The organism is Streptomyces sp. NPDC057271, from assembly GCF_042668715.1.
Taxonomy (GTDB): domain Bacteria; phylum Actinomycetota; class Actinomycetes; order Streptomycetales; family Streptomycetaceae; genus Streptomyces.
In genome coordinates, this window is sequence record NZ_JBHUYJ010000003.1 from 81,037 (window position 1) to 99,300 (window position 18,264).

Genomic DNA, 18,264 nt, shown 5'->3' on the forward strand with positions numbered 1-18,264 from the left:
GTCAGCGGCCGGTCACGGACCGACCGTGATCGTCCAGTAGTAGGTCTGGTGCAGGGTGCCCATCTGCTTGCCCTGCCCGATGTCCGGGATGAGGTGCGTCAGGGATTCCGTACCGGTCTCGTTGTAGGCGGCGAAGGCGACCGTGAAGGAGCGTTCGCGCTTGTTGACGTTGATGACCTGGTGGATCTGATCGTAGGAGCCCATGAACGCCTCGGGAACCCCCGACCCCTTCGCCCCGTCGGTCAGCATGCCGGTGATGTCGTTGAAGAAGTTGGTCTTGGGGTCCTTGTAGGAGGATCTGCCTCCGAGCTTGGCCGGGTCGATGTCGTAGTCGGCGGACTCGATCTGGCTCTTGAGCTGGTTGATGACGTTGAGGCTGTGCTTGTTGGCGGCGAGCTGCTGGGTCATGAAGCTGCCGACGCCGAAGGCCCGGTTGCCGCCCTTTCCGTTCAGCCACTCGTTGAGCAGGTCGTTCCAGGTGTCGGTGGAGCCGATGCCGGCGACGTCGGCACAGCCCGCCGCGACCCCGGAGGAGACCATGGCGCCCTCGACGCACGGGGTGGTCTCGTGGGTGAGGACCTGGACGTACTTCTTGAGGTCGACACCGAGCGCCTGGTAGAGGCCGCCCTTCCACTTCTTGGCGATGTGGTTCAGCGCGCGCTGGCAGGCGGCGTCGCAGCCACCGCCGCCACCGCCACCGCCGCCACCGCCACCGCCGCCGCCGCCACCGCCGCCACCGCCACCGCCGCCACCGCCGCCGCCCTGGTACTCAGGGCACTGCGGGTTGGTCAGGCTGGGGCAGGGAGCGCCGCCGCCGCTGGAGACCGGGATGCCGCCCTTACAGGTGATCCCGTACTTGCTCGGGTTGTCGCACTCGGGCACCCTCTCGCCGGTCGGGTCGGACTGGGAGACCGGGTTGTTGTTGGCGTAGGCGTACCCGTTGAGCGACTGGGCCTGGTCCAGGGTCAGCTTGGGGTCGGCGCTGATGAACTGCCCGATGGACGGGTCGTACTGGCGGGCGCCGACGTGCGTCAGACCGGTGGTGACGTCGGTGGTCTTCCCGAGGAAGCCCTTGTCGTCCGGCCAGGCGACCCCGGTGACGGTGCCGCGGTTCTCGCCGAAGACGCCGGTGTACCGCTTGGTGAACGTCTGGTTGCTGTCCGAGCCGACGGCCAGGCTCTGCGTGCCGTGGTGGTCACCGGCCAGGTAGGACACCTTCTGGGCGCCCGACTGGTTGGTGCGGACGGCGACGTTCATGCTGCCGGAGGCGTACGAACGCTGGGCCCAGGTGGTGCCGTTGGCCCGCAGGTGCACCTCGGTGGCGCCCGCGCACAGGATCCGCTCGCCGCCGCTGGTGGCCCGGACGAGCAGGGTGCCGTCGGCGTCGTAGAGGTAGTCCGTGGCCTTGGCGCCCTCGGTCACCTTGGTGAGCTGGCCGGACTCCGACCACTTCAGGTCCTGGGCGCCGGTGGCGCCGGGACGCCTGGTGGTGTTGCCGGTGTCGTCGTAGACGTAGGAGCGGTCGGGCGCGGCGCAGTCTCCGCTGGTGCTGGTGCCGTTCAGGGTGTGCTTACGGGCGGTCCAGCAGTACGTCGTCTTCGTGTCGCCGGCACTCTTGTGCGAGGTGACGGAGGTGCGCTGGCCCGCGGTGTTGTACGTGTACGAGTCCCAGTACGGCGCCGGGCCGGACAGGGACGCCGCGCTGCGCGGGTCGGAGCACTTCTGCGAGGACGGGGTCCAGGCCTCGGTGAGCCGGCGGTGGCCGTCGTATGCGAAGCACTGGGTCTCGGCCTTGCCGGCGCCGCCGAGCAGCGTCGGGTCGGTGATCGAGGTGATGTTGCCGGACAGGTCGAAGGTGTAGTTGAGGTCCTGGAGCATGTACGGGTGGGTCTGGTCGGTGACGTGCGAGCGCGTCAGCCGGCCGGTGCCCTCCTCGTAGGTGTTCGTGACGTAGGTCTTCTTCACGGCCTCGGTGTTCGCCGTGCCCAGGGTCAGCTGCTGGGCCCGGCCGAGGGCCGAGTAGTCGACGCCGAGGAGGTAGCCGGTGGAGCCGCTGATCGAGGTGACGAGACCGAGGTCGTCGTACCCGTAGGCGACGGTCTCCGAGGCCAGTCCGCCGAGCGCGGGCTCGGTGGTGTTCTGCAGCGAGCCGTCGATGTTGTAGTAGCTGCTGTACGAGAGGGTCGCGGGTACCCCGGCGGTCACCAGCGGATCGGTCGCGGGCAGCGTGAGGGTCGAGGCGGTGGGCCGGGACATGGTGTCGTAGGCCGTCACCGACCGCGTGTACGCCTGGCCGGTCTTGCCGCCGACGTAGCGGGTGGCACTGGCCCGCTGGCCCTTGAGGACGGTGTCGTAGGTGTATCCGGTGAGCTGGTTGGCGTCGGTGACCGAACCGGTCCAGGTGCCGGTGACGCGGCCGAGCTCGTCGTAGCCGGTGACGACCGTGCCACGCGGGTCGGTGACCTTGGTCGGCCGGTCGAGCGCGTCGTAGTACGTGGTCGAGGAGCCCTTGTCGGGGTCGCCGACCACGCGCTCGCGCCCGAACAGGTCGTGCGTGTAGGTCCACTGGGCGCCGTCGGGGCCGGTCACCCCGGTCTGCTTGCCGTCCAGGGTGTAGCCGAAGCGGGTGGACGCGTAGGTGACACCGAGGGCGCCGCCGTACTGCGTGTCGGTCGGCAGCGGCCCCGCGTACTCGCGGGTCTCCACGGCGCGGCCGCGCGCGTCGGTGATCGTCCGGGTCGCGGTGCCGCCCTCGGCGGCGGTGGTGGCGGTCGAGTCACCGGTGTACGTGGTGGACGTCGACCACTTCTTCACGCCGTACACGAGCAGGGTGCTGGTCGTGGCCCGGCCGGCGCCGTCGAGGACGGTCTCGGTCTGCTTGGGCGCCTCGCCGTACTCGGCCCGCGTGTAGGTGCCGTTCGGGGTCGAGGTGGTGTCGAAGATCTCCTCGTACGACTCGTAGGCGAGGCCGCGCGAGTCGTAGCGGGTGTCGGTCAGGAGCCGGCCGCCGTCCGGAGTGGGCGCCTGGATCTGCAGCGGGCGCAGCAGCGCGTCGAAGATCGTGTACGAGGTGTTGTAGGTGGTGCCGTCCTTCTTCAGCCTCGCCGTGGAGACCCACGACTGCTTGGTGTTGGACATGCTGTACGTGTACTTCTGGCTGGGCGCGTAGCCGCCGGCCCGGTTGCGGTCGGGCAGCCAGACGTCGGTGAGACGGCCGAGGGCGTCGTACGCGGTCTCGGTCTTCCTCAGGTTGGCGTCGTAGCTGCGCTGCGGCTGGCCACGGCGCGCGTCCAGGAAGGTCGTCGTCCTGAAGCCCTTGGGGTCGGTGGTGACCGTCTTCGTCAGCGGGCCCTGGTCGGCCGGGGTGTAGGCGGTCGTGGTCGCCTTGTCGTGGGCGTCCGCGAGGCTGACCGGGCGGCCGAGGGTGTCGTAGCCGGTGGTGGAGAGCTTCTGCCAGACGGGCTGGTTGTCCGTCCCGTAGCTCTTGGCCCGCCCGGTCCAGGTCGCCAGGCCCTTGGTGGGCTTCATCGTTGCCGACCACGCGGCACCGTCGTAGGCGGTGGCGGTGTCGGAGAGCACGTCACCGCGGCGCGTGCCGTCGGCGGGCAGGTCGAGGTCGGCGTCGGCGACCGTGCAGGACCGCCCGACGGTCCGGGTACGGGAGGCCAGCGAGACGAGGCCGATGGAGGTGTTCCTGGCGTACCAGGTGTACTCGCAGGTCTCGTCGCCGCTCTTGGCGTCGTCGCCCCGGTCCTCGACCTTGTACGGCATGCCGAACGCGTCGTGGTCGGTGACGGTGGTGTGGGCGCGCCAGGTGTTCGACGCGGTGAGCAGGGTGTAGCTGGTGGACTCGCCGACGCGCACGAAGCGGGCGACGTGGTCGGCGGCGTCGGGGACGTCCTGGCGGGCGGTCTCCTTCAGCCACGGCTTGTGGACCTCCGCGCCGATGGCGGTGGCTCCGTCGTACGTGACCTTCTGCCGCAGCTTGCCCTGGAAGGCGTCGGTGTCGGCGACGGAGGCCACGCCGAGCGCGGGCGTGGAGAGCGGCGCGAGGCTGACGGACTTGGTGGTGCCGTCCTTCTTCTTGTCGCCGTCCATGCCCTGGAAGAACAGGGAGACGGTCTTGGAGCGGGTGGTGTTCAGGGCGCCGCCGTACGCGGTGACCTGACGGTAGCCGCGCCAGTCGGACCAGGTCCGCTCGTCCTTCGGGGTGAAGGGCTCGTCGCTGTGGTGCCAGGCGGCACCGCTGTACTCGTAGGAGTTCTCGACGGTGTCGTTCTGGCCGGCCGGGTCGGAGACGGTGACGGCCAGTACCCGGTACTTGTGGAACCAGTCGATCGAGGCGTCCTCGGCCCCGTTGATGTTCCAGAACTGCGGGTAGCAACTACGGGTGTTGGTGTCGGGGGCGGCTGCGAGGACCTCGCCGCGGACACACTCGGGCGCGGACAGGGACACGGTGGTGATGGCACCGGTCTCGGAGGTGACGGTGGAGATCCGGGGCCGGGTCAGCGGCAGGATGTCGTCCGTGCCGTCCACCCGGTTGGGCCGCATGTGGTACGTGAACGAGACCGGCTTCAGCTCGATCGCGGTGCCCGCCTTGGCGGTGCGCACGATCGACTGGAGCGCGAGCACGTGGTCGGAGCTGTCGCCGATGTCGCCGCCGTCCAGGTACTTCTGGTTCAGCGCCCAGGAGTCGACCGGGTCGTAGGCGTTCTTGCCGGCGTTCCAGGAGAAGGTGTCGATGCTCGTGGTGCGCTTGCGGGAGAAGAACGACGGGCCGCCGGACTTGCAGTCGGTGTCGTCCTTGGAGCAGATCGCGTCGAAGGGGACGTCCGGCCAGTTGTCGGAGGTGGCGTCGGTCAGCGAGCCGCAGTCGGAGACCGTGCACCGCTCGGCGTGGCCGAAGGTCACCTTTGCGTCGGCGGTGTCGGTGAACAGGGCGCCCTTGCGCAGGCCGTACTTGACCTCGGTGAGGTAGCCGCCCCGGACGTACGAGGTGCTGGCCTTGGTGGCCTTGTTCTTCTCGTAGTAGTTCGACTCGGCGGTGTACCAGTACGTGGAGGCGTTCCCGGAGGGGTCCTCGACGAGGTCCACGTTCCAGCGCCAGGCCTGGGTCAGCGCCCGGTCCGCGAACGCGGTGCCCTTGTCGTAGCCCGGCTCGCCCGTGTCGTCGCCGAAGACGGGGACGGTCCAGGTGCTGTGGGTGCGCTCGGTGCCGGCACCGTCGAGCTTGTTCCTGCCGAAGGTGTAGGTGGTGCCCTCGGCGGTGACGACGGTCCAGTACTCGCCGTTGTCGTCGCCGTTGTCGGCGCCGGTGTGACGGGTCACGGTGGAGGCGTCGTCGCCCTCCAGGTGCCACGCGCCGCTGGTCTTGTCCTTGACCAGCCGGTCGGACCTGCCGTTGAGGACGAGCCGGGCGTTGTCGTACTTCCAGCAGCGGTCGTGGACGTCCTTGTGCCCGTCGTCGTCACAACTGCCGTAGCTGCGCTCGATGTAGGACTCACCGAGCGAGAAGCCCTCACCGACGGCGCTGCCCTGGTTGTTCGACGTCGCGGTGCGGCCGTCGACCGAACCGGAGTCGTAGGAGAGCGCGAGGGAGGGCGCCGGGCCGGCCGCGGCGGGCGGCAGGGTGAAGCCGTAGTTCCAGGTGAAGGAGCCCGAGCCGGAGCCGGCCTCCCAGGAGGACGACGCGGCGAGCGGGGTCGCCGCGAAGTCGCCCGAGCCGTTGGCGGCTTCGCCGCCGCCGACACCGTCCGCGGTGAGCGCGAACACGGTCGCGCCGGAGGCGGCGGCCGGGGCGGTCAGCAGCTGGGTGGACGGGCCGCCGGCGGCTTCGGCGAGCGCGAGGTCGGCCGACACGGTCTGCGCGGCCCGGTCGTTGTGCGACGTCACCGGGGTCTGCGTCCGGCACTCGGCCTTCGCCGGGGTGGTCAGCGCACACGCGGGCAGGGTCACCAGGCGCAACCGCCCGGACCAGCCGCCGCCGACGGCGGAGGCGAAGGAGCCGTAGTCGACGGTGACCTTCGCCGTGCCGGCGGTGTCGGCCTCGGCGGTCAGCAGGACACCGGTGACTCCCGCCCTGCGGGTCGCCTGCTGGTCGAGGACGGTCACCCGCGCGTCGGCGCCGGGCGCCCAGCCGGCCTTGCCCGGCTTCGGGGTCAGCGTCACCGGCAGCCCGCCGGGCTCCGCGCTGCGCGCCCTGCCCGCCGTGAGCGGCAGCTCCGCCGAACCGCGCGACGGCCAGGCGGCCCGCTGCTCCTGGGCGGCCTTCGCGGCCTGGCCGTCGTTGGCCCTCCGCTCCCTCGCGACCAGGTCGCGGGCCTTCTTCGCACCGCCGCCCGTGATCTCCCTGACCTTGCTGACCCGCTGCTCGGGTACGTCGGGACGGCCGAGGCCGCCGGGGCCCGCCGCCTGGGCGACCGGCGTCCAGCCGACCGGTACGGCCAGCGCCAACGCCAGCGCGGCCGCGAGGGTCCGTGCGCGGCGACCGCCGCCACCGCCCCCTCTGTCGAATCTGCCCATGCCTGTCGACATCTGTGGATCCACCCCTGTGAACGTGAGAGAAACACCGGAACCACGAACCGGAACCGGCTTCCGAAGGGAACTGGGGAACAGACCACGCACCGGTGCGCCGGACGCGTGGGTACACCAGGGGCGGGTGGCCTCCGGTCCGGAAACCACCCGCCCCTCAGAGCCGTCGGTCAGTCGCCGACGGTGGTCTCGATCTGGTCCGGGCTCGCCATCGCCCCGGCCCAGAGCCGTACTTCGGCGATCCGCGCGGGCAGGTGGTGGCCCCACGCGCCGGAGGTGAAGCCCTTGCCGAGGGCGAAGTCACCGGAACCGACCTGGGCGGTGAACGCCTTGGCCTCGCCGTTCTGGTTGTGGCCCAGGTAGAGGCTGATGGTGCCGTCCTGCGCGTCGTACACGCCGGTCAGCCGGACCAGGCTGTCCATGGCCGCGACCTCGTCGGAGACGACCGAGGAGAAGGTTCCGTCGGAGTTGAGCCGCCCGAAGTGCCACTTGCCGACGGGAGTGGTCGTCTCCTCCATGGTCTCCGGGTCGAGAGCGGTGTCCTTGCCGGTCAGCTGGAACCAGAAGCCCCAGGCCGACCCGTTCGCCGACCGCTGGCCGAAGACCTGGCCGGTGTGGCCGACGGGCTTGGTCAGCAGCTGCGCGCTGTCCAGCCGTACGGTCGACGTCGCCGTGAAGGATCCCATGTCGTCCAGGAGCGGCCCGGCGGCGGTGGCCGCGTCGTCGACGCCGTCGAGGACGATCTCGCCGCCCGCGACGGTGGCGCCGCCGGACAGGGTCAGTGCCGGGCCGTACCCGGCGGCCGAGTTGGGCACGGTGGCGCCGGTGGCGTCGGCCGCGTTCCAGTCGGCGACGAGTTCGGCGCCCGCGTACGTCTGCGAGGTCAGCAGCTTCGCCTCGTCGGCGATCTCCTGCGCCGACAGGACCCGCTGCCAGACCGCGACCTCGTCGATGCTGCCCTTGAACGGCAGACCGTACTGGCCGTTGTACTTGTAGCGGCCGAACTGCATCGGGCCGGTCGCCGACCAGGAGCCGACCACGTTGGTGTTGACCGCCTCCAGCTTCCCGTTCACGAACAGCTGGAGCCTCTTGGCCGCCGGGTCGTACGTGCCGGCGAGGTGCGTCCACACGCCGATCCGGGCCGGGGTGACGGCCTTGCGGCCCCAGTACGCGTCGGCCGTGACCTCGTCCTTCTCCTTCACCCCGAAGTACCAGGTGTCGTAAGGCTTCTCGTAGGTGACCACGAAGGGGCTGTAGTTGGTGCCGTCCTGGGAGAGGACGACACCCGTGGCGTCCTTGCTGTCCAGCCGGACCCAGGTGGAGAACGAGTACCCGGAGCGGGTCTCCAGGACGGGGGCGGAGGTGGCCGCGTGGCCGGTGCCGTTCAGGAGCAGACCGCGGTCGGTGACCGGGCCGCCAGGCAGCGGGACGCCGGCCTCGTCGGTGGTCAGCACCCCGCGGCGGCCCCGGTCGTCCCGGACGGCCGACCCGGAGAGGGTGGCGTCCTGGCGGGTGGCGTCGGCACCGCTGTCGACGGCGGCACCGGAGGCCTCGCCGAAGCTCCACCGGCCCACGGGGCCCTCACCGGCGGCGACGAGGTAGTCGATGACCTGCTGGGCTCCGGCGCGGCCGAGCGAGTCCACGGCGCGCACGTACAGCCGGTGCGTGCCGGAGCGGTCCGGTGTGACGGTGGCCTTGAAGATGCAGGGGACGCCGGGGCTGCACTTGTTGGTCCAGGCGGCCTGCTCCGTGGTGCGGTACTGGAAGTTGGTGATGTTGGTGTCGCCGACGGCGGGCGTGAAGGTGACCAGCGAGGAGACACCCGGGCCGCCTGCGGCGACGCACGAGTTCGGCAGGCACTCGGTGTACGGCGTCCCCATCGTGATCTTGGGCGCCTTGGGTGCCGTGGTGTCGATGGTGAAGTAGCAGGGCGTCGTGTAGCCGGTGTTCAGCCGGTTGGAGCCGTCCTCGTAGTACGACATGGTCAGCGCGAGGAGCCGGTACTTCACGCCCTCGGCCAGGGTCGGCAGGCTCTTCGTCTGGTTGACGTTGTCACCGGTGTACCCGCTGCTCGGGCCGTCGACATCGGTGTGCGCGGTCACCCACGCGGAGCCGTCCCACTTCTGTGTACGCCACCGGATCCGCAGGTTGGCGCCGGACTCACCGCCCGCCGCGGTCTGCGGCCGGCCGTTGACGGCAGGCGTCGGGTCGCTGATGACGGCCGGGTCGTTGGAGTTCGTCGGGCAGACCGTGCCGTTGCCGCTGACCACACCCACACCGGTGGGCAGCGCGGGCAGTGCCACGTACTTCACGGCGAGGACGGCGTCGTTCCTGAACCGCTTCCAGGCGGAGGTGTCCGACTCGTCGTGCGCGCGGATCTCCAGCGTGAGGCGGGAGAACTTGCCCGCCGCGAACGACTTCACCGTCGGGGTGAGGTTCTCGTTCGTCTCGGCCGGGTTGTCGTTGAACTCGATCGGCGCGTCCGGCGAGTCCGGGTCGCAGAGCGAACCACGGCCCGCCGAGACGCTCCGGTCGACCATCCAGTCCAGTTCCTTGGGCCGCGAGGACCAGGTGGTGGACGAGGAGATGTTGTCGGTGCGGACCAGGTCGACCGTACGCGGATCGCACTGGAACGCCCACGGCTCGGTCACCCGGAACGTGGCGTCCAGCACGTTCTTGCCCTTGAGGCTGGCCGGGGAGAACTCGAAGTACAGCCGCTGCACGTAGCCGGGCCCGCAGTAGTACCCGTTCCAGGTACCGCACTTGCCCGCGCCCATACCCCGGTTGTCGCTGCCGTTGCCCCAGCCGTACGACTCGTAGCCGTCACTGCGCAGCAGCGTCCGCTCCGCCTCGCCCCAGGTCACCGTGGGGTCGATGAACAGCGGGAACGCGGCGGCGGGAGTGCTCGACAGCATCGCCGCGTCCGGCACGACGGCGAGGGAGTTCCTGGTGAGCTTCACGCCCATCCGCTTGACCTTGTCCCCCTGGCCGGGCGCGCGCCCGGTGCCGGAGGGGGCGGTCTCGGAGGCGTCGACGGAGGCACCGGGCTCTCCCGGCGCCGACGGGGCGGCCACCAGGTTGCGGGCCGTCCCCTTCAGAAGTGCCGGCGTGGACCGCCCGGCCGCGCCCCTGCCCGCCGAGTCCCACATCTGGGCCGGCGGTGCCTTGAACACCGTGCGGCCGTCGCCGTCGACGGCGGTCAGCGCGCCGGACGCGTTCTTGCGGACCGAGAGCCCCTGGGTGCGCAGGCCGAACGTCAGGGACCTGAGCTTGGGATCGGCCGCCGCCTTCGGCGTCTTGACGACGAGCACGTGCTGGAAGCTCTCCACCGTCGCCGTGACCTTCAGGTCCACGTCGGGCAGCACGTCCGGGTAGACCGCGCTCGTGCCCTCAAGACGGGGGGTGGGCAGCTTGCCGGGCCACTCGAAGGCCAGCGAGCGCCCGGACTCCGCGATCGAGACCAGCGCGTCCTTGCTCCCGCCGCGTGAGAACGACATCTCCGCCGCGGCGGCCTTCGGTCCGATCGATCCGTCGGACCGCCGGACCAGCGTCGCGTCAGGCGTCCGCCAGCCACCGCCCGGCGCGGCGACGCGCACGGGGACGACCGACTCCTCCAGGGTGAAGGTGGAGCCGTCCGGATTCGCGAACACGGTGGTCCGCTCGGAGCGTTCGCTCGTCACCTCCACCCGGTGCCCGGAGGCCTTGGCCTCCTTCAGCGCGCGACCCGCGTCCGACGTCCCGGTCGTCGCGGTCGCCCCGGCGGGTTCGGTCTTCTCCGCCGCCAGGGCGGTACCGGCCGGGATCACCCCGAAGAGGACGGACGCCGCTGTCGCCAGCGCCACAGCGGCCCCACCGGTCCGTGAACTCCCCTGTCTGTAACGCGATCTGCCAAGCTGTCTGCCAGACCCCACGTCTCCACCCCCATCGTTTGCGTCTGAAGATCGCAATGAGTCGCCGGATTGAACCCCGGTATCTCACACAGCGTCAAGGATTGGCCGAAGATCTGGGGGCAAACGCCGCACACGTGATCCGACTCACGGGCGCGGGCGTTCACCCGGGCGGGGGGACGTGCCGGGCGACGTACCGGACGACGTGCCGTGCGGCAGGGTCCGGCAGGGTCCGGCGGGGCCCGCTCGACCGAGGGCGAGAGCGGCACCCCGACGCGCGCGGCACGACCGCCACACGGCCGAGTGAACGATCCGCACGCCCGGCCGTGCGCCCGAGCGGCCTGCGCCGCACGACAGCGACGTCGCACCGGGCTCGGCCGGGTCGTGCCCCCATTCGCGTGGCACCCGAACAGCGGAAACCCGACCTGACGGTCAATCAGGAAAGCGTTCTATGTGCCCACAGGATTTTCTCGCGGTCAGTTCAGAAACCGCCGTCCGCTCGTTCCTGTCATCCTTGGAGAGAAGCCATGCGCGTTGCCGTGTCCGGTGGCGGCGGATCCCTGGGGTCGCACCTGTGCGAGGCACTACTGAGGCGTGGAGACGCCGTGGTGTGCATCGACGACTTCAGCACGGGTAAACCGGAGAACATCGCACATCTGTATGAATTTCCCGAGTTCGAATTCCTCCTCGCCGACGTGTGCGAGGACGTGGAGGTCCCGGACCGGCTCGACGCCGTCGCCCATCTCGCCAGCCCCGCGTCCCCGCCCGACTACCTCCGCCGACCGCTGCAGACCCTCGCCGTCGGCAGCCGCGGCACGGAGAACATGCTGCGCCTGGCCCAGCGCCACGGAGCCCGCTTCCTGCTCGCGTCCACCAGCGAGGTCTACGGCGACCCGTTGATCCACCCCCAGACCGAGGAGTACTGGGGCAACGTCAACCCGGTCGGTCCCCGCAGCGTGTACGACGAGGCCAAGCGGTTCGCCGAGGCCGTCTCGCTCGCCTACCACCGCAGCCACGGCGTCGACGTCGGGATCGTCCGCATCTTCAACACCTACGGCCCCCGCATGCGCCCGCACGACGGCCGGGTCGTCTCCAGCTTCATCACGCAGGCACTCGCCGGTGAACCGCTCACCGTCTACGGGGACGGCAAGCAGACAGGCAGCTTCTGCTACGTCGACGATCTGATCCGCGGAATCGTCGCCATGCTGGACTCCTCGGCCACCGGCCCGGTCAATCTCGGGAATCCCGAGGAGCGCACCGTGGCCGAACTCGCGGACCTCGTCCTTGAACTCACCGGCTCGATGTCGCAGGTCGAGTACCACCCGCTTCCCACGGACGACCCGACCCGCCGGCGCCCGGTCATCACCCGCGCCCAGGAACACCTCGGCTGGGACCCCGAAGTGACGGTCGAGGAAGGGCTGCGCAGGACCGTCGCCTGGTTCCGAGCCCGTCCGGAGGACATCACCGTGGGCGCCGCGGCGATCCGGGGCGGCCGGCAGGACACCGTTCCCGTCGGCCAGCAGGACACCGTTCCCGTCGGCTGACCGGACTCCGGACCCGGCGCGCCCGCACCCACCGACGACCGACTCCACGCGAGATCCTCCCGGAGCACACTCATGACGCAGGCCCCGCCAGGCCCTGTCCCCGAGACCGGCACGCACACCGCGCCGATCACCACCACGATCGCCGCGACACCGCCCGACGCGCTCCGGGACGAGATCCAGGAGCTCTCCGCCGGGAACGTCGTCCGCGTCTCCCCCGACGGGCCGGAGTTCGCACACCCCCCACGCGCCGCGTCGACCTGAGCCGACAGCTTCGTCTGCCAGTTCCCGCGAGCCGACCGGCTCAAGGTGACCCTGCTGAGCATCGGCTGGCTGGCCGGCCTCGTCTGGTTCTGGGCCTGGTGGCTGCAGCCGGAGCACCGGGTCGGCTGGGCCGGGCTGATCCTGAACAGCGCGCTCCTCGTCTACCTGACCGTCCTCCCCTTCCACTTCGTCTTCGTCTGTCTCCGGATGCGACGCTTCAACCCGGCGATCGCCGTCCCGCGCCTGCGGACCGCGTTCGTGGTGACGCGCGCGCCCTCGGAGCACTGGGACGTCGCCCGGACCACGCTCCAGGCGATGCTCGACCAGAGGTTCCCGTACCCCTACGACGTCTGGCTCTGCGACGAGGACCCCACCGAGGAGATCGAGGCCTGGTGCCGGGAGAACGGGGTGGGACTGTCGTGCCGACGCGGCAGGGCCGACTACCACCGCTCCACCTGGCCCCGGCGTACCCGGTGCAAGGAGGGCAACCTCGCCCACTTCTACGACCACTGGGGATACGAGAACTACGACGTCGTCGCCCAGCTCGACTGCGACCACGTGCCCCACCCGCGCTATCTGAGCGAAGTGGTGCGGCCCTTCGCGGACCCGGCGATCGGTTACGTCGCCGCCCCCAGCGTCTGCGACTCCAACGCCGCCGCCTCGTGGTCGGCGCGCGGCAGGCCGTACCGGGAGGCGGTGTTCCACGGGGCCTTCCAGCTCGGACACTCCGAGGGGTACGCGCCCCTGTGCATCGGCTCCCACTACGCGGTCCGTACCCAGGCGCTGCGGGAGGTCGGCGGGATCGGCCCCGAACTCGCCGAGGACTTCTCCACCACGTTCCTGCTCAACTCCGCCGGATGGCACGGGGCGTTCGCGATCGACGCCGAGGCACACGGCGAGGGGCCGCTCACGTTCGCCGCGATGGCCACCCAGGAGTTCCAGTGGTCGCGCAGTCTGGCCGTCCTGCTCTTCGGCACACTGCCGAAGCACCTGGACCGGATGAGCCGCAGGCTCCGGCTGAGGTTCGGCCTCATCGCCACGTACTATCCCCTGCTCGCGATGGCGACGCTCGGCGGCCTGGCGCTGCCCCCGATCGCGGCGGCCACCGGCGGCTCCTGGATCAACGTCAACTACTTCGGCTTCCTCGCACACTTCTGGGCGATGTCGGTGTGGCTGGTCCTCCTCACCCTGCTGGCACGCCGCCGCGGGCTGCTGCGCCCGCACGACGCTCCCGTGTTCAGCTGGGAACAGTGGCTCTTCGTCCTGGCCCGCTGGCCGTTCGTCATCTGGGGGATCGCCGCGGCCCTGCTGCAGCGGCTGCGGCCCCGGCCCATCACCTTCAAGGTGACGCCCAAGTCCCGCGACGGACTCGAACCGCTCCCGCTGCGCCTGGTCCTCCCGTACGTCCTGATCAGCCTCGGGCTCTCGTCCGCGGCGATCGTCGGGGAGCTCACCGGACCGGCGGCGGGCTATGTCTTCCTCAGCATCCTCGGCTCCCTCTCGTACGCCGTGGTCACCCTCGCCGTGGCGACGCTGCACATCGTCGAGACCGCCAGAGCGGCCGGTGTACGCGCCCACCGGGCACTGGGCACCGCATGGCTGCCGCTGCTCGCCGGCGCGTCCTGCCTGCTCCCGCTCACCCTGGCGGCCGTCCTGTACCCGGTCTACCTCGCCGGAGTCCTCGGCGTCGTGTGACCCCGCCCGCGTCCATCCCCCCACCCCGCGAAAGGTGCTCCATGCCCGGTTCCTCCACCGTGCTCGTGACCGGCGGCGCCGGTTTCATCGGCAGTCACACCTGTGTCGAACTGCTCGACCACGGTCACGACGTCGTGATCGTCGACAACTACTCCAACAGCTCCCCGGGCGCGGTGGAGCGCATCGCGAAGGTCGCCGGCCGTGCCCCGGTCGCCGTCTACGAGGCGGACCTGCTCGACCGGCGCGCGCTCGCCACGGTGTTCGCTGACCACTCCTTCGACGCCGTCATCCACTTCGCCGCCAGGAAGGCCGTCGGCGAGTCCGTGGAACAGCCCGTCGAGTACTACGACACCAACGTCGGCGGTACGACGGCGCTGCTGCGCGCCATGCACGACCACGGGGTGCACCGGCTGGTGTTCTCCTCCTCCTGCTCGGTCTACGGCAACGCCGACAAGGTGCCGCTGACCGAGGGCGACCCGGCGGACCCCACCAATCCGTACGCGACGTCGAAGTGGCTCTGCGAACAGATCGTCGCCGACGTCTGCCGGCGGCTCCCCGGGTTCTCGGCCCTCGCCCTGCGCTACTTCAACCCGGTCGGGGCGCACCCGTCCGGGCTGCTCGGCGAGGTGCCGCGAGGCGTTCCGAACAACGTGATGCCGTATCTGGCCCAGGTGGCCGCGGGACGGCTCGACCGGCTCAGGGTCTTCGGCGACGACTACGCCACCCCTGACGGCACCGGCGTCCGCGACTACCTCCATGTGATGGACGTCGCCGAGGGACACCGCGTCGCGCTGGAGCACCTCGACGACACCCGGGGCATGACCGTCTTCAACCTCGGCACGGGCCGGGGGACCTCGGTGCTCGAACTGGTGGCGGCGTTCCGGCGCGCGTGCGGGAAACCGATCCCGTACGAGATCACCGGCCGTCGCCCCGGCGACGTGGCCGCGCTGGTCGCCGATCCCACGGCCGTGACCCGGGCGTGGAACTGGACCGCCACGAGGGATCTGACCGCCATGGCCGAGGACGCCTGGCGCTTCCAGGAACTGAACCCGTCCGGCTACCCGGACTGAGATCCAGACAGGGACTGACGACATGCGGCTGACCGTCATCGGAACGGGATACCTGGGCGCCGTGCACGCCGTGTGCATGGCCGACATCGGACACGAGGTCCTCGGCGTCGACGTCGACGCCGAGAAGATCGCCACACTCGCCGGGGGCAGGACCCCCTTCCACGAACCAGGACTGCAGGAGATCCTCACCCGGGCCCTCGCCTCCGGGCGCCTGCGCTTCACCACCTCGCTGCGCGAGGCCGCCGACTTCGGCGAGGTCCACTTCCTCTGCGTGGGCACGCCGCAGCGACCCGACTCCCCCGCCGCCGACCTGCGGTACGTCGACGCCGTCGTCGACGGGCTCGCGCCCCATCTGCGCCGCCCCTGCCTCCTTGTGGGCAAGTCGACGGTGCCCGTGGGGACCGCGGCGCAGATCGCCGCGCGCGTCGACGCGCTCGCCCCGGACGGCGCGGACGTCGAGGTCGCCTGGAACCCGGAGTTCCTGCGGGAGGGGTTCGCCGTCGAGGACACCCTGCGGCCGGACCGCCTGGTCGCGGGGGTCTCGTCGGAGCGGGCCGACAGGATCCTGCGGAGCGTGTACGAGCCGATGCTGCGCGCCGGTGTCCCGTACATCGGCACGGACCCGGCGACCGCGGAGCTGGTGAAGGCGGCGGCGAACGCCTTCCTCGCCACGAAGATCTCGTTCATCAACGCGATGGCCGAGGTGTGCGACGCGGCCGGGGCCGATGTGACCACGCTGGCCGAAGCACTCGGTCACGACACCCGCATCGGGCGCCGGTTCCTCTCCGCCGGGCTCGGTTTCGGCGGCGGCTGCCTGCCCAAGGACATCCGTGCGTTCATGGCACGCGCCGACGACCTCGGCGTCGGCTCCTCCGTGGCGTTCCTGCGGGAGGTCGACAGGATCAACGCCCGTCAGCGGCGGCGTACGGTCGACATCGCCCGGAGCATGGTCGGCGGCGGTTTCACCGGCCGGCGCATCGCCGTCCTCGGGGCCACGTTCAAGCCGGACAGCGACGACGTGCGCGACTCGCCCGCGCTGGCCGTGGCCGCCGCCGTGCACCAGGAAGGCGCCGAGGTGAGGCTGCACGACCCGGAGGGCATCGAGAACGCGCGGGCCGTACTGCCGCTCCTGGACTACGCCCACGACGTGTCCAAGGCCTGCGAGGACGCCGACCTCGTCCTGCACCTGACCGAATGGGCCGACTACCGTGCGATCGACCCCTCCGTCCTCGCGGCTGTGACCCCGTCCCGCACGCTCCTCGACGCGCGCAACGCGCTCGACGTCACACGCTGGCGGTCCGCCGGCTGGACCGTGCGGGCGCTGGGGCGGCCGATGCCGCCGGCCCTGCCGAACCAGCAGGCGGCGGCCGGCGACCTCGCCTCGGTCTACTCGTCCGACGTGGGCTGAGCGGCCCCCGCGGCGGCGGTCGGCGGCAGGTACGCGCCGAAGAAGTCGACGGACCCCGGATCGACGCCGAGCGATCTGAGGTTCAGCGCCGCCTCGGTCAGCTCGCTCGGGCAGCCCGGCACCAGCATCACGGCCCCCTTCACACCCGTGAGGGGGGCCGTCGTGCCTTCCAGGCAGGGATCGGCGTCCGTCCCGGTCGGCGTCGAGCCCGACCGCTCCTGACCGCCCGTCGTACGCCAGTCCCCGAGCGCCCGGAAGCTGCCGGCGCCCCACCGCACGAGCCAGTCGCCCGTGCTGAAGTAGTCGTTGCCCTGCAGTGTCACCACGGCGGGCTTGAACGCCACCTTCGAGGCCACCACGGGCGCGCCGTCCGTGACGAAGATGTTGTTCCTGACCCTGACGTTCTTCAGCCCCCTGTCCAGACGGAGCGCGGGTGCGTCCTCCCCGTCGCGGCCCGTGGCCCTCATGACCACCGTGTTGTGGTAGATGTCGAGATCGCTGACGCGGCCGCCGTAGGCCACGATCCCCCCGTACAGCGGGAGCTTGCGGGAGTCGTCGTGGCTCAGGTTGAAGCGGATGACGTTCTGCCGGTGCGCGTCGGTCGCCTCGCGGGTGTAGACGAGGTAGCCAGGGCCGTCGTTGCCGTAGGCGAGGTTGTACTGGAGGACCGACGCGGACGTGTTGTTGTCCAGGCCGAAGCCGCCGCCGTCCACTTGGGAGCCGGTGCGGTTGGCGTAGGCGACGCTGCGCTCGACGACCACACGGGTGGAGTCGTAGACCCAGATCCCCTCCGGTCCCTCCTTGGCCCTGGCAGAGGACTTCCGCCCGTTGTGATGCGCGACCGACCGTTGGACCTTGGCATCACGGACGCTGCCGAGCATGATGCCGCTGCCGGTGTTGCGGGATGCGGCCTTGGGGTCGCCGTCGTTGCCGTACGCCTCGACGCGGACGACGGACAACCGCTCGTGCGCGTACTCCGGTCGTTTCGCGTCGAACTCTGGGCCCGTGGAGGAAAGCCCGGCGTCCCTGTTGCCGTGGAGCCTGCTGTCGGTGATCCGGACGTCCCGGAAGCCGCTGCCCGCTTCGGCCCCGGCCAGCGTGATGCCGGTGCGGAAGCGGGAGACGTCGGTGTCGGCCACCACGACGTGCTCGTGCCTCCCCTCGTCCGGCCGGTCGCTGACGAACTTGATGCCGGAACCCGTCGTGTACGCGCGGGCGTCGCCGACGAGGGCGATGTCGCGGATCTCGACACCCCCGGTGTTGTGGACGGAGATGCCGTCCGAGCCCGCCGCCTGGATGGTCGCGCGCCCCGTGCCGTACGACTCGATCACCACGGGCCTGGCGGCGCTGCCCGCCTCGCGCGACCCGATCGAGAGGGTGCCCCGGTGCCGGGCCCCGCCGAGGAGCCGCAGCCGGTCGCCCGGCCGGTAGGTCACGGCGTCGGCCTTGAGCAGGGTCCGCCAGGCGCGCTCCGGGGCCAGGCCGTCGTTGTCGTCGTCGCCGTGCGGGCTCACGTAGAACGTGTACCCCTTGGCGGCGTTCTGCCGGGGCGGGACGTAGGGCTCCGGCAGCGACTGGCAGCCGGCCGTGGTCAGCAGAACGGTGGCGAGCACGTACGGCACCCCCCACGCTCGACAGGCCTGCGGTCCGTCTCCTCCGGACGCCGGCCGCCCGACACCAGCGGCCTTCTCGATTCGATCCCGCATCGGCGCTCATGCTCCCTGGCTGCCTCGTGAATCAACGGTGCTTTCGCAGCTTGGCAGAGCACGAGGGGACGATCGCGGCAATGACATGAGGCGCAGGAATGAAGAATCACGATCGGTTCGGGACGCACGGAGCCCGGGTTCACCGGTCCCCGCGCATGACGG

8 protein-coding genes are annotated in these 18,264 nt (G+C 70.9%); 5 read left to right on the plus strand and 3 right to left on the minus strand.

What is annotated here, in order from left to right:
• Positions 1-12: 12 nt before the first annotated feature.
• Complete coding sequence (locus tag ACFUJR_RS02200; protein ID WP_383450190.1) at positions 13-6,534, minus strand: RHS repeat-associated core domain-containing protein; 6,522 nt, start codon at positions 6,532-6,534, stop codon at positions 13-15.
• 167 nt (positions 6,535-6,701) lie between these two features.
• Positions 6,702-10,373, minus strand: coding sequence for a LamG domain-containing protein (locus ACFUJR_RS02205; RefSeq protein WP_383164740.1), 3,672 nt, complete (start codon positions 10,371-10,373; stop codon positions 6,702-6,704).
• A 572-nt stretch (positions 10,374-10,945) separates the two neighbouring features.
• On the opposite strand from ACFUJR_RS02205, the gene ACFUJR_RS02210 reads away from it, so the two are divergent.
• The 5 genes from ACFUJR_RS02210 to ACFUJR_RS02230 all read left to right on the plus strand — a co-directional run bounded on the left by ACFUJR_RS02210 (position 10,946) and on the right by ACFUJR_RS02230 (position 16,396).
• Entirely contained in the window at positions 10,946-11,962 is a 1,017-nt protein-coding gene (locus ACFUJR_RS02210; protein ID WP_383164737.1) for a UDP-glucuronic acid decarboxylase family protein, read from the plus strand.
• A gap of 72 nt (positions 11,963-12,034) precedes the next feature.
• Positions 12,035-12,223, plus strand: coding sequence for a hypothetical protein (locus ACFUJR_RS02215; RefSeq protein WP_383164734.1), 189 nt, complete (start codon positions 12,035-12,037; stop codon positions 12,221-12,223).
• Positions 12,224-12,268: 45 nt separating this feature from the next.
• On the plus strand, positions 12,269-13,918 hold the full coding sequence (locus ACFUJR_RS02220) for a glycosyltransferase family 2 protein (protein ID WP_383164731.1): 1,650 nt from the start codon (positions 12,269-12,271) through the stop codon (positions 13,916-13,918).
• 41 nt (positions 13,919-13,959) lie between these two features.
• Complete coding sequence (gene galE / locus ACFUJR_RS02225; RefSeq protein WP_383164728.1) at positions 13,960-14,988, plus strand: UDP-glucose 4-epimerase GalE; 1,029 nt, start codon at positions 13,960-13,962, stop codon at positions 14,986-14,988.
• A 22-nt stretch (positions 14,989-15,010) separates the two neighbouring features.
• Positions 15,011-16,396 (plus strand): UDP-glucose dehydrogenase family protein, encoded by a 1,386-nt coding sequence (locus ACFUJR_RS02230; protein ID WP_383164725.1) that lies wholly within the window; start codon positions 15,011-15,013, stop codon positions 16,394-16,396.
• On the opposite strand, the gene ACFUJR_RS02235 is transcribed toward ACFUJR_RS02230, so the two are convergent.
• Complete coding sequence (locus tag ACFUJR_RS02235; protein WP_383164722.1) at positions 16,375-18,009, minus strand: right-handed parallel beta-helix repeat-containing protein; 1,635 nt, start codon at positions 18,007-18,009, stop codon at positions 16,375-16,377. The genes ACFUJR_RS02230 and ACFUJR_RS02235 overlap by 22 nt on opposite strands.
• Positions 18,010-18,264: the final 255 nt, after the last annotated feature.

What these genes read in the sequence shown, in the direction of transcription:
- ACFUJR_RS02230 (WP_383164725.1), top strand. Translation starts at nt 15,011, where the DNA reads ATGCGGCTGACCGTCATCGGAACGGGATACCTGGGCGCCGTGCACGCC.
- ACFUJR_RS02210 (WP_383164737.1), top strand. Translation starts at nt 10,946, where the DNA reads ATGCGCGTTGCCGTGTCCGGTGGCGGCGGATCCCTGGGGTCGCACCTG.
- galE (WP_383164728.1), top strand. Translation starts at nt 13,960, where the DNA reads ATGCCCGGTTCCTCCACCGTGCTCGTGACCGGCGGCGCCGGTTTCATC.
- ACFUJR_RS02215 (WP_383164734.1), top strand. Translation starts at nt 12,035, where the DNA reads ATGACGCAGGCCCCGCCAGGCCCTGTCCCCGAGACCGGCACGCACACC.
- ACFUJR_RS02200 (WP_383450190.1), bottom strand. Translation starts at nt 6,534, where the DNA reads ATGTCGACAGGCATGGGCAGATTCGACAGAGGGGGCGGTGGCGGCGGT.